24 protein-coding genes and 1 riboswitch are annotated in these 18,814 nt (G+C 59.1%); of the genes, 16 read left to right on the top strand and 8 right to left on the bottom strand.

What is annotated here, in order from left to right; translation table 11 throughout:
• Complete coding sequence (cobW, locus tag SIB38_RS17040; protein ID WP_294118429.1) at positions 1 to 1,095, bottom strand: cobalamin biosynthesis protein CobW; 1,095 nt, start codon at positions 1,093 to 1,095, stop codon at positions 1 to 3.
• The gene (locus SIB38_RS17035) at positions 1,092 to 1,472 is read right to left on the bottom strand and encodes a DUF1636 domain-containing protein (protein ID WP_294118431.1); all 381 of its coding nucleotides are present in this window, start codon (positions 1,470 to 1,472) and stop codon (positions 1,092 to 1,094) included. The genes cobW and SIB38_RS17035 overlap by 4 nt, the downstream gene beginning before the upstream one ends.
• 74 nt (positions 1,473 to 1,546) lie before the next feature.
• A riboswitch (cobalamin riboswitch) is annotated at positions 1,547 to 1,759 on the bottom strand.
• 39 nt (positions 1,760 to 1,798) lie between these two features.
• Here SIB38_RS17035 and cobO point away from each other — a divergent pair.
• From cobO to SIB38_RS17010, 5 genes are read left to right on the top strand one after another with little or no spacing between them, the layout of a single operon-like run.
• Positions 1,799 to 2,416 (top strand): cob(I)yrinic acid a,c-diamide adenosyltransferase, encoded by a 618-nt coding sequence (gene cobO / locus SIB38_RS17030; RefSeq protein ID WP_294118432.1) that lies wholly within the window; start codon positions 1,799 to 1,801, stop codon positions 2,414 to 2,416.
• Between the two features lie 2 nt (positions 2,417 to 2,418).
• On the top strand, positions 2,419 to 2,889 hold the full coding sequence (locus SIB38_RS17025) for a metal-dependent hydrolase (protein ID WP_294118433.1): 471 nt from the start codon (positions 2,419 to 2,421) through the stop codon (positions 2,887 to 2,889).
• Positions 2,886 to 3,233: a Lin0512 family protein gene (locus SIB38_RS17020; RefSeq protein ID WP_294118434.1), complete on the top strand. Its 348-nt coding sequence runs from the start codon at positions 2,886 to 2,888 to the stop codon at positions 3,231 to 3,233. The genes SIB38_RS17025 and SIB38_RS17020 overlap by 4 nt, the downstream gene beginning before the upstream one ends.
• Positions 3,230 to 3,574 (top strand): Lin0512 family protein, encoded by a 345-nt coding sequence (locus SIB38_RS17015; protein WP_294118435.1) that lies wholly within the window; start codon positions 3,230 to 3,232, stop codon positions 3,572 to 3,574. Before SIB38_RS17020 ends, SIB38_RS17015 begins: the two co-directional genes overlap by 4 nt.
• A 16-nt stretch (positions 3,575 to 3,590) precedes the next feature.
• A complete protein-coding gene (locus tag SIB38_RS17010; protein WP_412552061.1) occupies positions 3,591 to 5,024 on the top strand; it encodes a cobyric acid synthase in 1,434 nt (477 codons plus the stop codon).
• A 20-nt stretch (positions 5,025 to 5,044) separates the two neighbouring features.
• Here the strand turns inward: SIB38_RS17010 and SIB38_RS17005 are convergent, their stop codons facing one another.
• Entirely contained in the window at positions 5,045 to 6,022 is a 978-nt protein-coding gene (locus SIB38_RS17005) for a GlxA family transcriptional regulator (protein WP_412550670.1), read from the bottom strand.
• 74 nt (positions 6,023 to 6,096) lie between these two features.
• On the opposite strand from SIB38_RS17005, the gene SIB38_RS17000 reads away from it, so the two are divergent.
• Positions 6,097 to 7,008: a 3-keto-5-aminohexanoate cleavage protein gene (locus tag SIB38_RS17000; protein ID WP_294118441.1), complete on the top strand. Its 912-nt coding sequence runs from the start codon at positions 6,097 to 6,099 to the stop codon at positions 7,006 to 7,008.
• A 284-nt stretch (positions 7,009 to 7,292) separates the two neighbouring features.
• Here the strand turns inward: SIB38_RS17000 and SIB38_RS16995 are convergent, their stop codons facing one another.
• Positions 7,293 to 7,757, bottom strand: coding sequence for a DUF1203 domain-containing protein (locus SIB38_RS16995; protein ID WP_412550669.1), 465 nt, complete (start codon positions 7,755 to 7,757; stop codon positions 7,293 to 7,295).
• 203 nt (positions 7,758 to 7,960) lie between these two features.
• On the opposite strand from SIB38_RS16995, the gene SIB38_RS16990 reads away from it, so the two are divergent.
• Genes SIB38_RS16990 through SIB38_RS16980 form a run of 3 tightly spaced genes read left to right on the top strand, consistent with a single transcriptional unit; the run spans position 7,961 to position 10,548 of the window.
• Positions 7,961 to 8,290, top strand: coding sequence for a hypothetical protein (locus tag SIB38_RS16990; protein WP_294118443.1), 330 nt, complete (start codon positions 7,961 to 7,963; stop codon positions 8,288 to 8,290).
• A gap of 24 nt (positions 8,291 to 8,314) precedes the next feature.
• Positions 8,315 to 9,790: a carnitine 3-dehydrogenase gene (locus tag SIB38_RS16985; RefSeq protein ID WP_294118445.1), complete on the top strand. Its 1,476-nt coding sequence runs from the start codon at positions 8,315 to 8,317 to the stop codon at positions 9,788 to 9,790.
• Positions 9,787 to 10,548 carry an SDR family oxidoreductase gene (locus tag SIB38_RS16980; RefSeq protein ID WP_412550668.1) on the top strand — a complete coding sequence of 254 codons (762 nt, stop codon included), beginning with the start codon at positions 9,787 to 9,789 and terminating at the stop codon, positions 10,546 to 10,548. Before SIB38_RS16985 ends, SIB38_RS16980 begins: the two co-directional genes overlap by 4 nt.
• 127 nt (positions 10,549 to 10,675) lie before the next feature.
• Here SIB38_RS16980 and SIB38_RS16975 read toward each other — a convergent pair whose 3' ends face one another.
• Positions 10,676 to 11,533 (bottom strand): helix-turn-helix domain-containing protein, encoded by an 858-nt coding sequence (locus SIB38_RS16975; RefSeq protein ID WP_294118447.1) that lies wholly within the window; start codon positions 11,531 to 11,533, stop codon positions 10,676 to 10,678.
• Between the two features lie 108 nt (positions 11,534 to 11,641).
• On the opposite strand from SIB38_RS16975, the gene SIB38_RS16970 reads away from it, so the two are divergent.
• From SIB38_RS16970 to SIB38_RS16960, 3 genes are all read left to right on the top strand, one after another.
• Positions 11,642 to 11,848: a DUF2061 domain-containing protein gene (locus SIB38_RS16970; protein ID WP_294118511.1), complete on the top strand. Its 207-nt coding sequence runs from the start codon at positions 11,642 to 11,644 to the stop codon at positions 11,846 to 11,848.
• Positions 11,841 to 12,746, top strand: a complete 906-nt coding sequence (locus SIB38_RS16965; protein ID WP_412550667.1) for a fatty acid desaturase — start codon at positions 11,841 to 11,843, stop codon at positions 12,744 to 12,746. Before SIB38_RS16970 ends, SIB38_RS16965 begins: the two co-directional genes overlap by 8 nt.
• 67 nt (positions 12,747 to 12,813) lie before the next feature.
• A complete protein-coding gene (locus SIB38_RS16960) occupies positions 12,814 to 13,716 on the top strand; it encodes a DMT family transporter (RefSeq protein WP_294118450.1) in 903 nt (300 codons plus the stop codon).
• Here the strand turns inward: SIB38_RS16960 and SIB38_RS16955 are convergent.
• Positions 13,713 to 14,447 (bottom strand): NUDIX hydrolase, encoded by a 735-nt coding sequence (locus SIB38_RS16955; RefSeq protein WP_294118451.1) that lies wholly within the window; start codon positions 14,445 to 14,447, stop codon positions 13,713 to 13,715. The genes SIB38_RS16960 and SIB38_RS16955 overlap by 4 nt on opposite strands.
• A gap of 35 nt (positions 14,448 to 14,482) precedes the next feature.
• Positions 14,483 to 14,878 carry a DUF983 domain-containing protein gene (locus SIB38_RS16950; RefSeq protein ID WP_294118452.1) on the bottom strand — a complete coding sequence of 132 codons (396 nt, stop codon included), beginning with the start codon at positions 14,876 to 14,878 and terminating at the stop codon, positions 14,483 to 14,485.
• 227 nt (positions 14,879 to 15,105) lie between these two features.
• Here SIB38_RS16950 and SIB38_RS16945 point away from each other — a divergent pair, with 227 nt between their 5' ends.
• The 4 genes from SIB38_RS16945 to SIB38_RS16930 all read left to right on the top strand — a co-directional run bounded on the left by SIB38_RS16945 (position 15,106) and on the right by SIB38_RS16930 (position 17,267).
• Positions 15,106 to 15,696 carry an EF-hand domain-containing protein gene (locus tag SIB38_RS16945; protein ID WP_412550666.1) on the top strand — a complete coding sequence of 197 codons (591 nt, stop codon included), beginning with the start codon at positions 15,106 to 15,108 and terminating at the stop codon, positions 15,694 to 15,696.
• 83 nt (positions 15,697 to 15,779) lie between these two features.
• Entirely contained in the window at positions 15,780 to 16,364 is a 585-nt protein-coding gene (locus SIB38_RS16940; protein ID WP_294118455.1) for an RNA polymerase sigma factor, read from the top strand.
• On the top strand, positions 16,357 to 16,731 hold the full coding sequence (locus SIB38_RS16935; protein WP_412550665.1) for a hypothetical protein: 375 nt from the start codon (positions 16,357 to 16,359) through the stop codon (positions 16,729 to 16,731). The genes SIB38_RS16940 and SIB38_RS16935 overlap by 8 nt, the downstream gene beginning before the upstream one ends.
• 2 nt (positions 16,732 to 16,733) lie before the next feature.
• Positions 16,734 to 17,267, top strand: coding sequence for a periplasmic heavy metal sensor (locus SIB38_RS16930; protein ID WP_294118458.1), 534 nt, complete (start codon positions 16,734 to 16,736; stop codon positions 17,265 to 17,267).
• 78 nt (positions 17,268 to 17,345) lie between these two features.
• On the opposite strand, the gene SIB38_RS16925 is transcribed toward SIB38_RS16930, so the two are convergent.
• On the bottom strand, positions 17,346 to 18,770 hold the full coding sequence (locus tag SIB38_RS16925) for a diguanylate cyclase (RefSeq protein WP_294118459.1): 1,425 nt from the start codon (positions 18,768 to 18,770) through the stop codon (positions 17,346 to 17,348).
• Between the last annotated feature and the right edge of the window lie 44 nt (positions 18,771 to 18,814).

Below are 18,814 nucleotides of genomic sequence, written 5' to 3'. Positions count from 1 at the left end.
TTAGTCTACCAGAGCTGCGCGGATCGCTTCGACGTTTACGTCACCCTGTTCGGCAATCACGACCATGCGGCCCTGGCGGCCTTCTTCGGGTTTCCATGGGCGGTCGAACTGATGACGCACCCGCGCACCAACCGCTTGCACCAACAGACGCATCGGTTTGCCGGTCACAGCCGCATAGCCTTTCACGCGCAAGATGTTCTGATCTTTGGCCATTTTCTCAATCTTGGCCGCAAAAGCCGCTGGATCAGCTTGCTCCGGCACGTCCACCACAATGCTGTTAAACGCATCGTGATCGTGGTCATGGCCGTGATGATGGTGGTGATCGTCGTCGTGATCATGGTCGTGATCGTGGTGGTGATGATGGTCCTCGTGATGGGACGGACGCGCATCAATGTCGTCTTCCGCAGCCGCTTCGAGCCCCAGAATCACACGAGGGTCGACTTCGCCTTCGGCCACTTCGACAACTGGCAACGCACGTGGGGCAGCTTTCAGCACGATGTCTTTGGCTTTGGCGGTGCCGTCGGGGCCAGCCAGGTCAGGCTTGGTCAACAACACGATGTCGGCGCAGTTGATTTGATCCTGAAAGACTTCCGACAACGGCGTCTCATGGTCCAACCCTTCATCGGCTTCCCGCTGCGCATCCACTGCGGCAACGTTGGTGGCAAATCGGCCATCGGCGACGGCTTCGGCATCGGCGAGTGCAATCACGCCGTCCACGGTGATCTTGGAGCGGATATCGGGCCAATCAAACGCCTTCAAAAGCGGCTTTGGCAGAGCCAGACCGGAGGTTTCAATCAGGATATGTTCCGGGCGTGGTTCCAGCGCCATAAGCGCTTCGATGGTTGGGATAAAATCATCCGCCACGGTGCAGCAGATGCAGCCGTTGGCCAGCTCCAGAATATTTTCCGCCGGGCAATCCGGAATGGCGCAGGATTTCAGGATCTCGCCATCCACACCCACATCGCCAAATTCATTTACGATCACGGCAAGGCGCTTGCCCTGCGGATTCTGCATCAGGCCACGCACCAAAGTGGTTTTACCGGAGCCGAGAAAACCGGTGATGACGGTGACGGGGAGTTTCTCAAGGGTGCTCATTCAGGGATCTCCAGTGGTGGAATGCGCGCGATGCAATTTTTACGAAAGTGAGTGGACCGCTCGCGCCATGGCACAAGACCATCGGCAGTGGCGGCGTATTTGGTGACGCCTTCAGCAACGAGATCAACGTCGGCTCCGGTGAAGTTGCCGTAGACATAAGTCCAGCGTTCGTCACCGCCCCGGATTGTGATCGAACAGCCTTGGTCACAATTGGAAAAACAGGCCACGCCTTTCACGGTTACATTGTCAGGCAAGTCCGCTGCGCAAAGGTCGTCAAACAGTTGCGTGCCTGGGCGGGGGCCTTCGACGTCCGTCGGCTGTCCGGCACGACAAGAGGTGCAGACAAGCAGATCGACAGGCGCAGATGCGTCAGCCATGGGTTCGGTCCTTTTTCTGGACAAGGCAGGCGTGGGACTCCCTTGGGCAGCCCGACACCGAAACACCCCGTCCGGTACATGTCATGTCCGCTGGCAGGTCTCCCGGCTTGCGGATTACGGCATCTGCCTGCGGCCCACCTGCCTTCCCGGATATCTCCAGTGACTGTGGTGGACCTCTCCGGTCACGGTCGCGGGGGCGGCTGCGCTTTGGGCCTTGACGTTGGGCCCGTTTCACATTCCCTTTTCACCTGCTCAAATGAGCAGGAACCAGCAACATCCCGAATGGGCAATCATGGCGGTTAAGTCAAGCGGGAACGGAGAGGCAGATGTCTGATAGCGTCGAACAAAATGAACGCCACAAGGCCAAGATGGCGAAAATCAAAGCCGCACGCGACCGAATGATGGCCACGAAGACCGAGGAAAAAGGTCTGATCATGGTGCACACTGGGCCTGGCAAGGGCAAATCATCCTCCGGCTTTGGCATGATCATGCGTTGTATTGCGCACGAGATGCCGGTGGCTGTGGTGCAGTTCATCAAGGGCGCGATGGCCACAGGCGAGCGTGCGTTTTTGGAAGAGCATTTTCCGGAAGAGGTGAAATTTCACGTGTCCGGCGAAGGGTTTACCTGGGAAACGCAGGACCGCGAGCGTGACATCGCCAAGGCCGAAGCGGGCTGGGAACTGGCGAAGCAGTTGATCCGCGATCCCGCGAACCGCTTTGTAATGCTCGATGAAATCAACATTGCGCTGCGCAACGACTATCTGAACATTGACGACGTGGTCGATTTCCTTCTGAGCGAAAAGCCAGAGATGACCCATGTTTTGTTGACCGGGCGCAATGCCAAACCGGAGCTGATTGAGGCGGCGGATTTGGTGACCGAGATGACTTTGGTGAAGCATCCGTTCCGCGATGGGATCAAGGCGCAGGCTGGGGTGGAGTTCTAATAATGTTGGTTGCGCACCTGCCGGCTGGCTATCTTGCCGCTAAGAGCGCACAGGCAGCCGGTGTTTCCAAAGCTGTTTTCTGGGGAATTCTGATCGGGAGCATCGCCCCGGATTTGGATATGCTTTGGTTTCATTTGGTGGACAATCGCAGCACGCATCACCATGAGTATCTGACCCATCGCCCTATCATTTGGGCTGGTTTTTTGCTTGTCGGGCTGGTCCTCAGGAGGTCGTTCATTGCAGCCGTTGGCGTTGGTGCGCTATTCCACCTGATGTTGGACAGCATAGCCGGGAAAGTAAGCTGGGGTTGGCCGTTTTTTGACGGTACCACGACGCTTGTGACCGTGCAGGCCACACATGATCATTGGATCAAATCCTTCATGGCACATTGGACGTTCAAGGTTGAACTTGTCATCGTGGCTGTCGCCTTGATTGTTTTTGTCCGTTCAGTTTTCAAAGGCAAATCAACATGATAAAACGCTTGCTCACCGAATTCGGCATGGGCTCGTCGCTGCGGCGGCTGGACTATACAGAAGCAGCGTCGCGGGCTGTGAAAGACGCGTTGTGGCACAATTCGATCAATCTCGCGGAGCTGTTTGGCAAAGACAAATCCGAGATGATCATCACCGTAGAGGTGGCCGTGCAGCAGCCTGAGAAAGTCGACGTAGACGTCATTGCCGCGATCTTTCCCTATGGCCAAGTCACTGTAAATCCTGTGAAAGGCGGATTGGATGTGCCGCGTGAGGATGGTGGCAACCCAACGGTGATTGCCAATGTGGCGATCTCGGTTGCGCTGGATGTGGAGGTTGCGGCATGAGCGATCAGCGTTTCATCATCGAAATGGGCATGGGCAACGACCAATATGGTCAGGACTATACCAAGGCCGCCGCGCGGGCGATTGAAGATGCGATCCGCCATTCCGCGATCCCGATGTTTGCCGCGCTGGGTAAAGACCCCAAAGAGATGCGAGTGCAGGTGACGGTCGGCGTGCAGGAACCAGAGAAGGTGGATTGCGTCGCCTTGGCAGAGAAGTTGCCGCGTGGGCGGGCTGAGGTCAAAGCTGTGTTCGGCGGTATGAATGTGACCAATCCGGATGACGGCAATGTGTTGGTGATCGCTTCCGCAGCCGTTGAGGCATTTTTGCCCAAGCAGGTGTGACGTGACCAAAGCACTTATGATTCAAGGCACGGGCTCCAATGTCGGTAAGTCGATGTTGGTGGCGGGGCTGTGCCGGGCGGCGGCGCGCCGGGGGCTGTCTGTGGCACCATTTAAGCCGCAAAACATGTCCAATAATGCCGCCGTGACCAGCGACGGCGGCGAGATTGGCCGGGCGCAGGCGTTGCAGGCTTTGGCTTGTGGCAAAGCGTTAACGGTGGATATGAATCCGGTGCTGTTGAAGCCGGAGACCGATGTGGGGTCTCAGGTTGTGGTGCAGGGCAAACGGCTGACCACGGTGAAGGCGCGCGAGTATGCGAAGCTGAAACCACAGCTGATGGAGGCTGTGCTTGAAAGCTTCAACCGACTGAAATCAAACAATGATCTGGTGATTGTCGAGGGCGCGGGCAGCCCGGCGGAGGTCAATTTGCGCCAGGGCGACATTGCCAATATGGGCTTTGCGCAGGCGGCGAATGTGCCGGTGGTTTTGGCTGGCGACATCGATCGGGGCGGCGTGATCGCGCAGATCGTTGGCACGCAGGCGGTGATTTCCGAAGAGGACGCGGCGCTGGTGGCGGGCTTCCTTGTGAACAAATTTCGCGGTGATCCCAGTTTGTTTGATGATGGTTACGAGCTGATTAAAGACACGACCGGATGGGCGGGCTTTGGGGTGTTGCCGTATTTTGGCGAGGCTTGGAAATTGCCCGCCGAAGATGCGCTCGACATCAAGAACGCCAAAAAGGTTGGCGGGTTGAATGTGGTTTGCCTTGGGCTGTCGCGAATTGCGAATTTTGACGATCTGGACCCGTTGGCGCAGGAGCCGGGCGTGTCGTTGACGATGTTGCGGGCAGGGGAGCCGATTCCGGGCGACACAGATGTGGTGATCATTCCAGGCAGCAAATCCACGCGTGGCGATCTGGCGTTTCTGCGGGAGCAGGGCTGGGATGTGGATCTTCTGGCGCATGTGCGCCGTGGCGGCCATGTGCTGGGGATTTGTGGCGGATATCAGATGCTTGGCCGAGAAGTGCGCGATCCAGACGGCATCGAAGGCCCGGCTGGCACGACGGAAGGTCTGGGCCTGCTGGACGTGATTACCGAGATGACACCGGACAAGCGGTTGACGGAAACCGCCGCACAGCATGTGGCCTCGGGGCAGGCGTTTCGGGGCTATGAAATCCACATCGGGCGCACGGATGGGGCGGATCGGGCGCGGCCGTTTGCGACTGTGGATGGGCGTGATGAGGGGGCTGTGTCTGAGGATGGACGTGTGTCCGGCAGCTATTTGCACGGTATGTTCCGGGACGACGGGTTCCGGCGGGCGTGGATGGCGGCATTGGGTGCGGAGGTGGGCAACGAGGGCTATGACGCCACCGTGGAAGCGGTGTTGGATCGCTTGGCCGATCACATCGAGACCCATCTGGATGTGGACGGCTTGTTGGCGGTAGCGCGTTAGAGGCTCATAAAATCAGTGGCTTAGTGTCGTTTGTTGCGTAAGGATCGCACAGAGGCGCCATGCGCGGCTTTGAAGGCGCGGGCAAAGCTGGTGGGGCTGTTGAAGCCTGTGGCCAAGGCGATGTCGCGCACCGGGGTTTGCGTGTCTGTCGCGAGGCGCAGAGCCTCTTCGAGGCGCATGGTCAGGTAGACCGCTTGCGGCGACTTGCGCAGGTGGGTTTGGAAGTTGAGTTCCAAAGTGCGTGTGGAAAGCCCTGTTTTTGTTGCAATTTCCGGGATGGATAGTGGGGATTCTAGGGTTTGGCCCATAAGGTCCAGCGCCTTGATCACCTTTGGGTGATGATGGATCGCACGGGGGATGGAGATGGGGCGTTGGGCGCTGGCGGGCATGGGGTCGTAGACAAAGGCGCTGCTGACGCGGCGGGCGAGATCCGCGCCGTAGCGGGTCTCAATAAGGTAGAGCATCATGTCGATGCAGGGGCTGGCGCCGCCGGATGTGGCAATGCGGTCAGAGATGCAGAATCGGTCTCGGAGCGTTGTAACCTTCGGGAATTGTTGGGAGAATTTTTCGATGTCCTCCCAGTGGGTGGTGGCGTTGTGACCGTCCAGTAAGCCGGCTTCTGCCAGAATCCACGGACCACCGTCGATGGCGGCGATGGTGGTGCCGGTGGCATAGAGCCGTCGCAGGGAGGCCGATAGGCGTGGGGTCGCTTGCTCTTCTAATCGAAAGCCAGCCACGACCAACAAAAGATCGCAGCGCAGCAGTTGGTCAATGGCTAACCCGTTGATTTGTAATCCACTTGTGAGCGAGGCTGGGGCATCGGTTGCGGTGTAAAACTGCCAGTCAAACAGGTTTTTTCCGGCGCGGCGATTGGCGGCGCGCATGGGGTCCACGGCGGCGGCGAAGCTGAGCGTGTTGCAGTCATCCAGCACCAGAATGGCGACGTTCAGAGGGGCCGGGTCGTGGCGGAAAACGCTGGTTTCTGCGGAAATAGACATATTGGCTTCGTAGAATGAAAAGTGTTGCGCAGCAAGTGCGGTACGCTTGGGCAAGGAACACGAAAGGAATCGCCATGCCTTTGCAAATGAACCGCGAGGTTTTCATCACCTGTGCCGTGACCGGATCGGGTGGCACGCAGGATCGCAGCCCGCATGTGCCGCGTAGCCCAAAACAGATTGCTGAGAGCGCGATTGCGGCGGCCAAAGCCGGTGCGGCAGTGGTGCATTGCCACGTGCGTGATCCGGAGACTGGCGCACCGAGCCGCGACCTTGGCTACTACCGCGAAGTTACCGACCGTATTCGCGACAGCGAGGTGGATATGGTGCTCAATCTGACCGCCGGCATGGGGGGTGACATTGTGTTTGGCGGCGTGGAAAGCCCGCTGCCCACGGTCGATGGCACAGACATGGTGGGCGCCACGGAACGGGTGGCACATGTGGCGGAATGCTTGCCGGAAATCTGTACATTGGATTGCGGCACGATGAATTTTGCCGAAGCCGATTATGTGATGACCAACACCCCCGGCATGCTGCGTAGCATGGGAAAAATGATGACTGATCTTGGGGTTAAGCCCGAGATTGAGGCCTTTGACACCGGTCATCTGTGGTTTGCCAAGGAGCTTGTCAAAGAAGGCGTGCTGGCGCCGGATGCACTGGTGCAGCTGTGCATGGGCGTGCCGTGGGGCGCACCGGATGACCTCAACACCTTCATGGCGATGGTGAATAATGTGCCGGATGAGTGGACGTTTAGCGCGTTCTCGCTGGGCCGCAATCAGATGGCTTATGTGGCGGCGGCGGTGCTGGCGGGCGGCAATGTGCGCGTGGGGCTTGAGGACAATCTGTGGCTTGGCAAAGGCGAGTTGGCGCAGAACTGGCAACTTGTGGAGCGGGCGGGCACCATCATTGAAAACATGGGCGCGCGGGTGATTGGGCCTGCGGAGGTGCGCGAGAAACTGGGGCTGGTGAAGCGAGCACCCAAAGGGTGAGTGTTGCGGCAACAGCTGCGCACGCAGGCTTAGGAATTGGCGGTTTGGGGGGGGGGCACAGAGCGGCGCAACACGTCGGTAAGGTGTCTGTATCGCGACTGTTTTGCGGAGGTGCGCATGTTCGCGTGAATTTGGGCGCAGGCATTTTAACCTTTAAGGCAGCGCGCGACCCTAGGTGGGTGCTGGAAGCGCCCTCCCGTCAAACCGAAGGTTTGCCTCCGGCAAAACGGGAGGGTCGGGCGCTGCCAGTTTCGCAAAGCGAAACCGGCTTGGTCAGGGCTAGGCTAGTCAGGTTTCACCCGACACAAAAAACAGTTGTTGGACGCGCTGCGCACATCAACAAAGGCGATGTCGTCACGGGCGAGCAGGTTTTCGGCGTAACGCGCAATGTTCGCGGTCAGGGTCACTTGGCCCGTTCCATAGACAATACGCTCGTCCGCAGAGTAGCCGCGTACAATATAGGTTGGCGCTGTCAGGATGTCGGGCAGGGTGCTGGACGGCGCGGTGCCAGCACAATCTTCGCACAAAAAAATCGGGCCGGTCTCGGTGTAGGCGTTTTGGCCTTCAAACGGGCGATGTGCGAGGATCAGGAAGGGCCTGCCTTTGGGCGTGACCTTCAGGCAGGATCGGCAAGTGATGCCGTCGCCGTCGCTGATCGCGACCTCCACAGTGTTGCCGTAGGCGTCGGTGCGGCTGTTGCGGATGGCGTCCACGTGATCGGCGGGCAATGGGTGAAACTGGATGGTCATGTAAGCGCTCCTTTTGAGGGGACGCTATGACGTGGCGTGGGCATGCGGCGACCCGTTTCCTGCTAATTAAGTGGAGACACGGACAGGCAGCGCCAGAGGCATGTCTGAAGAGCAAACCGATTGGGGTTGAAAATGCGCTTGAAGTGGATCTGAGATGTGGGTCTAGCTACTTTGAGTTGTTTGCATTTCCAAAGAGGGTCTTCATGTTTGCAGTTTTGACTTTGGCGGTATTGGTTGGCGTGATGGCTGCCTTGACGAGTTATCTTCAGTACGATGCTGTTTGGTGGAAGGGCATTTTGTGGTCAGCGCTTATTATGGCGATTTCGCTCGGCCTGATCGCAGCCGGAGGGCATGAACCGGCCACTTCGGACAATCCGCTGACTGTTTCTGCCTCAATTGGGATAGCGGCTGCGATCCTTCTGGCGCTTGTAAGTTTGGCAACAATTGCGGCGCGAAAGCGGTTTTCGGAACGTCAAACAGTTTCGGCGGCATTTTGTGCCGGCATGGTGCTTTTTCTAGTGGGTCTTTTTTGAGGCGGTCAAAAAGCAGGAGATGACATGACAAAAACGGCAGCGATTATTGGCGGTGGGGTGATTGGCGGCGGCTGGGCCGCGCGGTTTTTGCTCAATGGCTGGGATGTACAAGTCTTTGACCCGGACCCGGAAGCAGAGCGCAAAATTGGCGAGGTGATTGCCAACGCGCGGGTGTCTTTGCCGGGGTTGAGCGATACGGCTTTGCCGCCGGAAGGCGCGCTGAGCTTTCATGAGACCATGTCTGAGGCGGTTGCAGGCGCGTCTTGGATTCAGGAGAGCGTGCCAGAGCGGTTAGAACTCAAGCGGAAGGTTTATCAGACGCTGCAGGAGCATTGTGACACCGAGGCGATTTTGGGCAGCTCGACCAGCGGGTTTAAACCCAGTGAATTGCAGGGCTGTGCGACGCGCCCAGAGCAGATTGTGGTCACACATCCGTTTAACCCGGTCTACCTGATGCCGCTGGTGGAACTGGTGCCAACCGAGAAAAACGCGCCTGACTTGATCGAACGCGCCAAGGAGACGCTCAAGGGTCTGGGCATGTTCCCATTGCATGTGCGCAAGGAAATTGATGCCCATATTGCAGATCGCTTCCTTGAGGCGGTGTGGCGTGAGGCGCTTTGGCTGGTGAAAGACGGCATTGCCACCACAGAAGAGATTGATGAGGCTATTCGTATGGGCTTTGGCATCCGCTGGGCGCAGATGGGGTTGTTTGACACCTATCGTGTGGCCGGTGGTGAGGCGGGTATGAAACACTTCATGGCGCAGTTTGGCCCGGCACTAGAATGGCCCTGGACCAAATTGATGGATGTGCCGGAGTTCACCGACGAGTTGGTGGATCTGATCGCTGGCCAAAGTGACGCACAGTCCGGCCATTTGACAATCCGGGAAATGGAGCGGATACGGGACAACAACCTTGTTGCCATGATGCGCGCGCTGAAAGCGCAGGATTTTGCATCGGGTGCAGTGCTCAACCAGCACGACGTCAAGCTCTCAGCGGCGGCTGGTATGGTGCGAAGGGCCAGCGACATAGCCAACCCGACGCAACCCATCGTGACTGTGCGCCGTGCGGTGCCGGTGGATTGGTTGGACTACAACGGGCATATGACCGAAAGCCGCTATTTGCAGGCCTTTGCCGATGCGAGTGACCGGCTGATGGAGATCATTGGGTGTGATCAGGAGTATATCGCGACGGGGGGCAGCTTCTTCACGGCGGAGACGCATATCCGGCACATCGACGAGACCCATCTGGGCAGCGTGATTGACGTGCGGACGCGTGTGCTGATGGCAGAGGGCAAGAAGATGCACCTTTGGCATGAGATGTATGCGGGCGAGAAACTGCTAGCGACAGCGGAGCATATCCTGATCCACGTGAGCCTTGAGACACGACGGCCTGCGCCGTTTAGTCCGGAAATTGCCGCCAACCTGAAGATGATCAGCGAGGCGCAGGCCGATTTGCCCGCGCCGGAAGGGCTCGGGCGCTACGTTGGGCAACCCCGATGACGGGGCGGGTTCTGATCACCGCGGGTGCGTCTGGTGTAGGGCGGGCTATGGCGGAGGTGTTTGACCGCGAAGGCTGGCAGGTCTGGGTTGCGGATGTGGATGCGGCGGCTTTGGCAGAGGTGCCAAAACGGTGGCGCAGCACGCAGGTGAATGTGACCGACGAAGGTGCTGTTGCTGCGCTGTTTTCCGAGATTGATGAGACCTGGGGCGGGCTGGATGCGCTTTGCGCAAATGCCGGTATTGCCGGACCAACGGCGGCGGTGGAAGACATAAACCTGCAAGATTGGCAGGCCTGCGTGGCGGTCAATTTGGAAGGGGCGTTTCTGGCGGCCAAATATGCCGCGCCGATGATGAAGACGGCAGGGCAGGGCGCGATTGTGGTGACGTCTTCCACGGCGGGGCAATATGGCTATCCTTATCGTGCGCCTTACGCGGCGGCGAAATGGGCCGTCATCGGCCTAACCAAAACGCTGGCCATGGAGTTGGGGGCGTTTGGCGTGCGGGCCAATGTGATTTGTCCCGGCGCGGTGGAAGGGCCGCGTATGGAAGGGGTGTTGGCGCGCGAAGCAGAAGCCAAAGGCATGACGCGGGATGCGGTGTATGAGGGCTATGCCTCTGGCACGGCGCTGGGCTCCTTTGTGGAGGGGCGGGATGTGGCCGAGATGGCGGTGTTTTTGTGCAGCGACAAGGCGCGGCTGGTGAGCGGGCAGGTGATCGCCGTGGATGGGTTTACGGTGAACCCGGACCCGAAGGTTTAGGCGCGGGTAGCCAGAGGGCGAGAGGGGGCTTTGCCCCCGTCACAGCGGCGCTGCGACTCCCCCAGGATATTTTTGGTAAGAAGAAGCGGGGCGGGGACGCGTTTGCTGGCTGGACTACCGCATGAGTTTACAGGGCAGATTTGAGGGCGGCGACATGGTCCGGGATTTGGCGGGCGGTGACATCTGCTTGGCGGATCAGGTCGTCAAAGTGCTCGGTGAAGCTGGTGACACGTTCGCGGTCTCGGAAGGCGAGGTAATTGCGGCCCAGATAGAGCACGGCCAACAGGGGACCAAAGACGGTGATGGGGCTGGAGTACAGCCGACGCGCGTCAAACAGGTAGAGGCGCAGGCGCGGATAGAGTTGGCTGCTGAGATCGGCAAAGTGGTCAAGCTGCTGCGCGCGTAGGTCTTCGGGCAGGCCCGCGTAATAGCCTTCGCCGCGGGCAAAGGCGGCCAGCTCGTGCATCGGCAGGGCGATTTCGTAGTCCGATTGCGATTGGCGCATCCAGTTCAGCCGGTCGCGCGACGCGTTGATCGCCTGTTCCGTGGTGCGGCCCAAATGTGGGGCATATTCCCAATCCAACATGTCGTTGGTTTTTAACATGTCCGGCAGACCGGCAGGTACGTGACGGATCTTGTAGCCGACAGCTTCTTGGTGCCAAGCAAAAATCTGTTCATCCACCAGCGCACGGGGAGCCTCTGTGACCGTCAGAGCGTTTGCAAGAATATCGGCGGTGTTTTCAGGCCTGTCGGTAAGCGAGAGCAGCCAATCCGCAGAAACCCCAAGCGCAGCGGCGCATTCACCCACGACTTGTGCATTCGGCAGACGCGCGCCCTGGTCCTTCAGCAATTGGCTGATGGTGGAGCGGTCCACGCCGATGCTGCGAGCCAGGCCAGCTTGGGTGGTGTCTTTGTTGCGCATGGCGGTGGCCAGGCGCTTGCGGAACTGATCTGCGCGCAGACGTTTGTCGATAGTTTCAATCATATGGTGATAAATATCATAGCTGTCGAGTTTTGTTAATCAGATACAGAATTCTGCAACGCCTTTTTTGCCGGTAACACATCTGTGAAGACAGACGCACGGGACGGCGCAATGGACACGCAAAAACGCTCCATCGTGAAAGCGGTGATTTGGAATGTGATTGGCATCATATCGATGTCCGTGGTGGGAATTTTGGCCACCGGATCAGCGGCTCTTGGGGGAAAGATGGCGCTGATCAACACCGGATTGGGGTTCAGCATGTATGTGATTTACGAGCGGATCTGGTCCCGTGTGCGCTGGGGGCGACAGCATGGCTGAGCAGCGCTTGCCCAAAGTGGAGTGGCCCACGCTGGTTTTGGTGGCAGGGTGTTACGGGCTTTATGCTTTGGGCACAGTTTGGGCGGCGCAGCTTTGGCTGCCTTTGGGCATGGCGCTGACGATTGTCGCGCTGGCATTGCACAGCTCGTTAAGTCATGAGGTGCTGCATGGACATCCGTTTCAAAACAAAGTGTTGAATGCAGCGCTGGTGTTTCCGGCGATTGGTTTGTTTGTGCCGTATCTGCGGTTCAAAGACACCCATCTGGATCACCATTTGGACAGCCGTTTGACTGATCCTTATGACGATCCGGAGAGCAATTACCTTTACGCCGAGGACTGGCAGGCCTTGTCAAAATGGCGGCAGGCTGTGCTCTTGTTCAACAACACGCTGGTGGGACGGTTGTTGGTGGGGCCGCTGGTGGGGCAGGTCTGTTTTATGGTGAGCGATTGGCAGGCGATCTTGGGCGGAGATCGCCGAGTTTTGGCAGGCTGGCTGTGGCATGTGCCTGCGGTTTTGGTGGTTGTTTGGTGGATGAGGACTTTTGGTGCAGTCCCTGGCTGGGCCTATCTGATTTGTGCGTATGCGGCGCTGTCGATCCTCAAAATCCGCACCTTTCTGGAACATCAGGCACATGAGCGGGCGCGGGGGCGGACGGTGATCATTGAGGATCGTGGGCCGCTGGCGTGGATTTTCCTGAACAACAATCTACATGTGGTGCATCACATGCACCCCAAGATGCCGTGGTATCGCCTGCCGGAGCTGTTTCGCAGCAATCGGGAGCGCTACCTGTCGCGCAACGACGGCTATTATTTTGCCTCTTATGGCGAGATGTTTCGGCGGTTTTTCTGGCGGCGCAAGGACCCGGTGGCGCATCCGCTTTGGAAACGGGATGGCTGACAGCGGCGCGTGTAAGGGTACAATCTTTCTCGTGACTTCCATGGCTTAGCTGGGCATCAAGGCGGCCATGGAACTCTGGATCATCGCCTCCGTCGCCGCCGCCGCTTTTCAAACTGTGCGCTTCATGTTGCAAAAACATCTGGCGCAGGTGTCTTTGTCCGCCGCGGGCGCGACCTTTGCGCGGTTTGTCTATTCCGCGCCCATTGCTGCGGCAGTCCTGGCGACGCTGGTGGCCACGGGCCGTGTAACCTTGCCGGATGTCACGCCAAGTTTCTGGTTGTTTGGCGCTGTAGGCGGTGCGGCGCAGATCACGGCGACGGTCTGCACGGTGATGCTGTTTGGGCGGCGCAACTTTGCTGTCGGCATGGCCTTCATCAAAAGCGAAGTGTTTTTCACGGCGTTGATTGGCTTGGTGCTGTTCTCGGAAACCATTTCCGGCGTGGGGCTGATTGCGATCACCATTGGCGTTGGTGGGGTTTTGGTTTTGTCCGGGCCGATTGAAGCCGAGGCGACCGGCTGGCGGCGGGTTTTGACGCCTTCGGCGGCGCTGGGCTTGGTGGCGGGGGCGCTGTTTGGGGTCTCAGCCGTGTGTTATCGCGGCGCGTCGCTTGAGGTGGTTACGGATGCGCCATTGTTGCGCGCGCTGGTAACCTTGGCGGCCGTGACGCTGATGCAGATGGTCAGCATGTGGCTTTGGCTCACGCTGCGCGAACCGGGGGAAGTGGGGCGGGTGTTGTCGGCTTGGCGCAGCGCGGGGTTCATTGGGCTGACCAGCATGGCAGGGACGTTTTGCTGGTTCACTGCCTTCACGCTACAAAATGCGGCTTATGTGAAAGCGGTGGGGCAGATCGAACTGGTGTTTGGCATCCTCGGCACAGTGTTGATCTTCAAAGAGACCATCAGCCGCCGCGAATACCTCGGCATGGCGCTTTTGGCGGTGTCGATCTTGACGCTGGTGCTTTTGGCTTAATCGTCTCGCCCGTTCAGATCCGGCAAGCGGCCTTTGAGGCGCAAAAACAGGCTCTCTTCATCATCATTGCGGAAGAACGGCACCGCCTCGGGTGGAGTTCGGTCGGTCACGCGGGCTTCGATCTCGGCCAGCACCACCTCGGTGATGAAGGGCAAATCAAAGCTGCGGGCTTCTTTGAGCGGAATCCACTGCAGATGGGAGAGCTCTTCGCAGGCGGCGGAGAAGTCATCCAGATCGCTGGTGATTTCGTCTGCATCCAACAGGAAGAAGCGCGCGTCAAAGCGGCGCGGGCGGCCCGGAGGGGTGATGGCGCGGAAGACAAATTGCAGGGCCTCTGCGGTGGGCACGTGGCCGGTGGCCGCGTAGGTTTCCCAATCCGCAGGGGGCGTGATCGACCAGTTGCCTTGGGTGCCAAGGATCAGGCCGGTCTCTTCCCAGAGTTCGCGAATAGCGGCGACGGCCAGCGCGTGCACGATGCTTTCGCTTGTGTCTTCGCGCCGGTCTTCCAGCAGACGCTGGCTGCAAAAGTCGGAGATCGGCGCGGCCAGCGGGATGTCGGCATCCTCAAGGTCCACCGCCCCGCCGGGGAACACCACCTTGTTGGGCATGAACGCCGCCTTGGCGCCGCGCTGGCCCATCAGGATTTGTGGATTGGTGTCACGATCTCTGAGCACAATCACCGTGGCGGCGTTGCGGATCGCGGTTTTGTCCACTGTGGTGGCGTTGGTCATGCTGTGCTCCCCTCACAGGATGGGGTGGCCGGGCTCTATTTGAACCCGTGCATCCGGCGCGCCCATTGGAAAGCGACCACACACCCCTTCAATCTCGGCAGAAGGTAGAGTGAGAGCCCGACGCAGCCAACCGAAAAAACGGTGAAAAGAATGAACGGGTCAGGCCGCCAGTGCACAAAGGCCACGTGCAACAGCGGGGCCAGCAGGTGGCCGACCACAAGAATCGTCAGATAAGCCGGGCCGTCATCGGCGCGGTGGTGGCTCAGGTCCTCTTTGCAGACCGGGCAATGGTCGCGGACTTTCAGATAGCCCTTAAGCATCGGGCCTGTCCCACAATTTGGGCATTTACGACGCCAGCCTCGATACAAGGCTTGCTTCATTGGGCGGTCCTCTTCGGCAATGACCGCATCAGACATATTGGTTTCACTCATCACGTTTCCCCTCGGTGCTCGCGTGGCCAAGATGTGTCGGTTTGCGCAAACATGAAAGGGGGCAATCTGACTTGCGTCGCGATGTCGCAAAAGCCCCCTCAAAACAGTCTTGCCAAAAAAAGATTGAGAATGTGCGACGGAAACTCTGAGGCGCCGCGTTTTACTATCACTGAACAGGCAATGAGCCGACGCAGACAACCATGAGACAGGCCCAAAAGGAGACCACCATGAAGAGCACAATGATGATCAGCGCCGTAGTGATTGCAGCCCTGGGTGTGACCGCCGTGTCCGCTTCCGCCAAAGAAGGCGGCAAGATGCGCCACATGCGCGGGCAGATGCCAAGCTTTGAGCAACTCGACACCAATGGCGATGGCTTTATCACCGCTGAAGATCTGCAGGCGAAGGCTGCAGAGCGTTTTGCCGGCATCGATGCCAACGGCGACGGGGTGATCACCAAAGAAGAGCTGACCGCACATGCCGAATCCCAAGGCAACGAGCGAATGGTGAAAAAGCTGGATCGCATGATCAGCCGGATGGATGCCAATGGCGACGGGCAGTTGAGCGTGGATGAGATGAAACCCAAAACAGATCGCTCGGCTAAGATGATCGAGAAGCTGGACACGGACGGCGACGGCAAGATTTCCAAAGCCGAGTTCGAAACCGCGCAGGCAGAGCGCAAGACCAAGCGCTCTGAGCGTAAGGCGGAGATGTTCAAGAAGCTCGACACCAATGGCGACGGCACGATTTCTCAGGAAGAATGGGATGCTGCCAAAGAAGCGCGTGGCTTTAAAAAGCGTGGCGATACGCAGGACAACTGATCCCGCTCACGGGAGGGCGGCCTTCGGGCCGCCCAACTGAGACTGATTGCACAACCGCCCATGAGAGGCTAGCCATCGAGACTATGACGATGCCTTACGATCAACAGGAGGACACGCCGGACGACGCCTTGTTGGTGCTATATGCCAACGGTGACGGTTCGGCGGCGCGGGTTTTGACGCTGCGGTTGACGCCGCGCGCCTTTGCGCATGCCTTCCGCATGTTGGGGGATCGGGCAGAGGCCGAAGATGTGGCACAAGAGGCAATGATCCGGCTGTTCAAGCAGGCGCCTGACTGGCGGCAGGGTGAGGCCAAGGTGACAACCTGGCTGTATCGCGTGACCGCCAATCTGTGCACCGACCGGTTGCGTAAGACAAAAGGGGTGGCGCTAGATGCCATTCCAGAACCGGAAGACGGGGCCAAATCGGCGGCCCAAGAAATGCAGGACCGTGCCCGTGCGGATGCTTTGCAAAACGCGTTGGCAACATTGCCGGACCGGCAACGGCAGGCAGTGGTGCTGCGGCACATAGAGGGTCAAAGCAATCCCGAGATTGCGGAGATCATGGAGATCAGCGTCGAGGCGGTGGAAAGCCTCACGGCGCGGGGTAAACGGGCGTTGGCACAGGCTTTGGCTAGCCAGCGCGAGGCACTGGGGTATACCGATGGCTGAGAAGTTTGACGACGATATGCTGGACGATCTGTTTGCAGCGGCCCGAAATGACAGCCGCGCCACCCCGTCGCCTGACCTTCTGGCACGGGTGCTGAGTGAGGCCGAGGGGCTCCAGGTTGCGGAACCTGTCCCGTCTGCACCACCGTTGCGACCAAGCCTTTGGGCAGCGTTGGTGGCGGCCGTCGGCGGCTGGCCCGCGCTCAGTGGCGTGGCTATGGCTGGGGTGGCCGGTGTCTGGATCGGCGTCGCGTCTGGCACTACTTTTATGCAGAATACCCTGGGCCTTGATATTTATGGAGAGACCGCTCAAAGCTATCTCTCTGATCTGGATGATACCTATGCCTTTGATTTTACAGCGGAGGAGTGAGCATGACTGAGCCAAAAAGCGAATTGCCCACCCCTAAACCCCGCCGCTTGACCCGTGCGCTCCTTATCGGATCGCTGGCCTTGAACCTGTTGATCATCGGCGTTGTTGGCGGCGCGGCGATCAGCATCCGCGGACATGGATCAAAACCCCCGGTGTCAGACCGATACGGCTCGCCCCACATCAAGGCGCTGACCTTTGATGACAAGCGCGAAGTCGGCCGCGCCATCCGGGACGCCTACCGTAAAGGTGACGTGGATCATCGGGCAGACCATCAACATTACAAAGAGGCGCTCGCGGTTTTACGCACCAGCCCGTTTGACGAGGCGGCGCTGCGCGACTTGGTCACGACGTTGGATCAGGCAAGCGAAAATCGTCGAAAAGTGGCTCGTGAGGTGCTTCTGCAGAAAATCCTGTCGATGAGTGATGCGGAGCGTGCGGCCTATGCCGACAGGCTTCAAGAAGTGCTGGAGAAAGGGCACAAAAATAAGAAACATCCGTCTAAGGATGGCAAGCCACGCTCCTCCAAACAGCCCTGATCTTCATCTGTCGATAAATATCCCGGGGGAGCCCCATCACAGGATGGGGCGGGGGCAGCGCCCCCAACGGCGCTTGATTTAAGCCGCAGCGAACGACAGCAGCACCTTGTCGCGCCCGTCCGCCTTGGCGCCGTAAAGCGCCTGATCCGCTTGATCGATCAGGGCGCTGGCCAGGCTGTCTTCGCCGCCGCCAAATTTGGCTTTCCTGGCTGCCAGCATGTCGCTGCCCATGGCGACGCCGATGCTGACGGTCACAGGGATCTGGATGTCGCGGCCGCGCAGATAAACCGGTTCCGCTCGCACCACATCGCAGAGGCGTTGGGCCACTTTGGCCGCGCTTTCGCGGTTGTCGGTCTGCACCACCACAAGGAATTCCTCGCCGCCCATTCGGGCAATCAGATCAGCGGATTTGATGTTGGCGCGCATACGGCGGGCAATCTCGGCCAGCACGATGTCGCCAGCAGCGTGGCCATATTTGTCATTCACCTCTTTGAAGTGGTCGAGATCGGCCAGCATCACGGCAAAATCGCCGGTCTGGTCGCTGTGCCCGGTGGCGCGTTGCGCCATGTTGTCCAGATGCGGCATCGCGTAACGGCGGTTGAACAGGCCGGTCAGCGGGTCGGTGACCGAGGCGGTCAGACCGTCCTCGACTTTCTGGCGCAGGCGATCGGTCAGGCGCTTACGGGCAATCATCTTATCGAGCCGCAGCACTGCCTCTTCGGCATGGAAACCGTCGGCAATCACGTCATTGGCCCCAAGGTCCAGCGCATTGATCCGCGCGGTGTCGTCGTTTTCATCCAGCACAACCAACACAGCGGCCTGGCGCGTGGCGGCGCGGGCGCGGATTTCCGCGAGCAGGCGCAGGGCTTCTTCCGGAGCCGCCACGGCGAGGGAAATGACAATGGCATCCGGCGCAGTGAACTGCCCCATGTTGCGCATGATGTCGGCTTCCATCTGGTGGCGCAGGGCAAAGGGGGCAAGCTTGGACAGCTGCGCCTGCCAGCGCGCGCCTTCGGTTTCATTGCGGGCAGCGATCAGCACGGACGCGGGGGAGTCAAACGCGGCGGGCGTTTCGGCGAGTCCGGGAATATGTCCGGTGCTTTCGCGCAGGCGCAGTTCCTCAAAGCTGTTGCGGGCGCGTACGATTGAGCGGATGCGGGCCAGCAGCGCGTCGGTGCTGACTGACATGTCAAAGGAGTCATCGGCCCCCACACGCAGCGCATCAATCAGATCGGCGCGGTGGCCGTCGGTGTGCACCAGCAAGACCGGCAGATTGGCCAGTTGCGGGCGCTTCTTGATGACCGAACAAAGGTCAATTGCATTCATGTCCACAAGGTCGCCCCCCAGCACCAGAAGGTCGGGCGCGGCTTCGTTTTCGAGGAGGTCTAACGCCTCCCCGGCACTGGCAGCCTGCTCAACCTGAGCGAATGCATTGGCCAGTTTGACTTTCAACAAGATACGGTTCGCCGAAATGCTGTCGACGATCAAGACACGAGCTGCCATAGAGAAACCTGAAACTGTGGAAAGAAGGGACACGTTCATAATGT

The sequence above is a fragment of the Shimia sp. MIT910701 genome, assembly GCF_047126315.1.
Classification (GTDB): Bacteria; Pseudomonadota; Alphaproteobacteria; order Rhodobacterales; family Rhodobacteraceae; genus Shimia.
The sequence above is the reverse complement of the archived record's forward strand: the minus strand, read 5'-3'. Positions and strand labels throughout refer to the sequence as shown.

Bases quoted from the DNA above. Each gene is read 5' to 3' on its own strand.
- cobW (WP_294118429.1), bottom strand. From the start codon at position 1,095: ATGAGCACCCTTGAGAAACTCCCCGTCACCGTCATCACCGGTTTTCTC.
- SIB38_RS17035 (WP_294118431.1), bottom strand. From the start codon at position 1,472: ATGGCTGACGCATCTGCGCCTGTCGATCTGCTTGTCTGCACCTCTTGT.
- cobO (WP_294118432.1), top strand. From the start codon at position 1,799: ATGTCTGATAGCGTCGAACAAAATGAACGCCACAAGGCCAAGATGGCG.
- SIB38_RS17025 (WP_294118433.1), top strand. From the start codon at position 2,419: ATGTTGGTTGCGCACCTGCCGGCTGGCTATCTTGCCGCTAAGAGCGCA.
- SIB38_RS17020 (WP_294118434.1), top strand. From the start codon at position 2,886: ATGATAAAACGCTTGCTCACCGAATTCGGCATGGGCTCGTCGCTGCGG.
- SIB38_RS17015 (WP_294118435.1), top strand. From the start codon at position 3,230: ATGAGCGATCAGCGTTTCATCATCGAAATGGGCATGGGCAACGACCAA.
- SIB38_RS17010 (WP_412552061.1), top strand. From the start codon at position 3,591: ATGATTCAAGGCACGGGCTCCAATGTCGGTAAGTCGATGTTGGTGGCG.
- SIB38_RS17005 (WP_412550670.1), bottom strand. From the start codon at position 6,022: ATGTCTATTTCCGCAGAAACCAGCGTTTTCCGCCACGACCCGGCCCCT.
- SIB38_RS17000 (WP_294118441.1), top strand. From the start codon at position 6,097: ATGCCTTTGCAAATGAACCGCGAGGTTTTCATCACCTGTGCCGTGACC.
- SIB38_RS16995 (WP_412550669.1), bottom strand. From the start codon at position 7,757: ATGACCATCCAGTTTCACCCATTGCCCGCCGATCACGTGGACGCCATC.
- SIB38_RS16990 (WP_294118443.1), top strand. From the start codon at position 7,961: ATGTTTGCAGTTTTGACTTTGGCGGTATTGGTTGGCGTGATGGCTGCC.
- SIB38_RS16985 (WP_294118445.1), top strand. From the start codon at position 8,315: ATGACAAAAACGGCAGCGATTATTGGCGGTGGGGTGATTGGCGGCGGC.
- SIB38_RS16980 (WP_412550668.1), top strand. From the start codon at position 9,787: ATGACGGGGCGGGTTCTGATCACCGCGGGTGCGTCTGGTGTAGGGCGG.
- SIB38_RS16975 (WP_294118447.1), bottom strand. From the start codon at position 11,533: ATGATTGAAACTATCGACAAACGTCTGCGCGCAGATCAGTTCCGCAAG.
- SIB38_RS16970 (WP_294118511.1), top strand. From the start codon at position 11,642: ATGGACACGCAAAAACGCTCCATCGTGAAAGCGGTGATTTGGAATGTG.
- SIB38_RS16965 (WP_412550667.1), top strand. From the start codon at position 11,841: ATGGCTGAGCAGCGCTTGCCCAAAGTGGAGTGGCCCACGCTGGTTTTG.
- SIB38_RS16960 (WP_294118450.1), top strand. From the start codon at position 12,814: ATGGAACTCTGGATCATCGCCTCCGTCGCCGCCGCCGCTTTTCAAACT.
- SIB38_RS16955 (WP_294118451.1), bottom strand. From the start codon at position 14,447: ATGACCAACGCCACCACAGTGGACAAAACCGCGATCCGCAACGCCGCC.
- SIB38_RS16950 (WP_294118452.1), bottom strand. From the start codon at position 14,878: ATGAGTGAAACCAATATGTCTGATGCGGTCATTGCCGAAGAGGACCGC.
- SIB38_RS16945 (WP_412550666.1), top strand. From the start codon at position 15,106: ATGAAGAGCACAATGATGATCAGCGCCGTAGTGATTGCAGCCCTGGGT.
- SIB38_RS16940 (WP_294118455.1), top strand. From the start codon at position 15,780: ATGACGATGCCTTACGATCAACAGGAGGACACGCCGGACGACGCCTTG.
- SIB38_RS16935 (WP_412550665.1), top strand. From the start codon at position 16,357: ATGGCTGAGAAGTTTGACGACGATATGCTGGACGATCTGTTTGCAGCG.
- SIB38_RS16930 (WP_294118458.1), top strand. From the start codon at position 16,734: ATGACTGAGCCAAAAAGCGAATTGCCCACCCCTAAACCCCGCCGCTTG.
- SIB38_RS16925 (WP_294118459.1), bottom strand. From the start codon at position 18,770: ATGGCAGCTCGTGTCTTGATCGTCGACAGCATTTCGGCGAACCGTATC.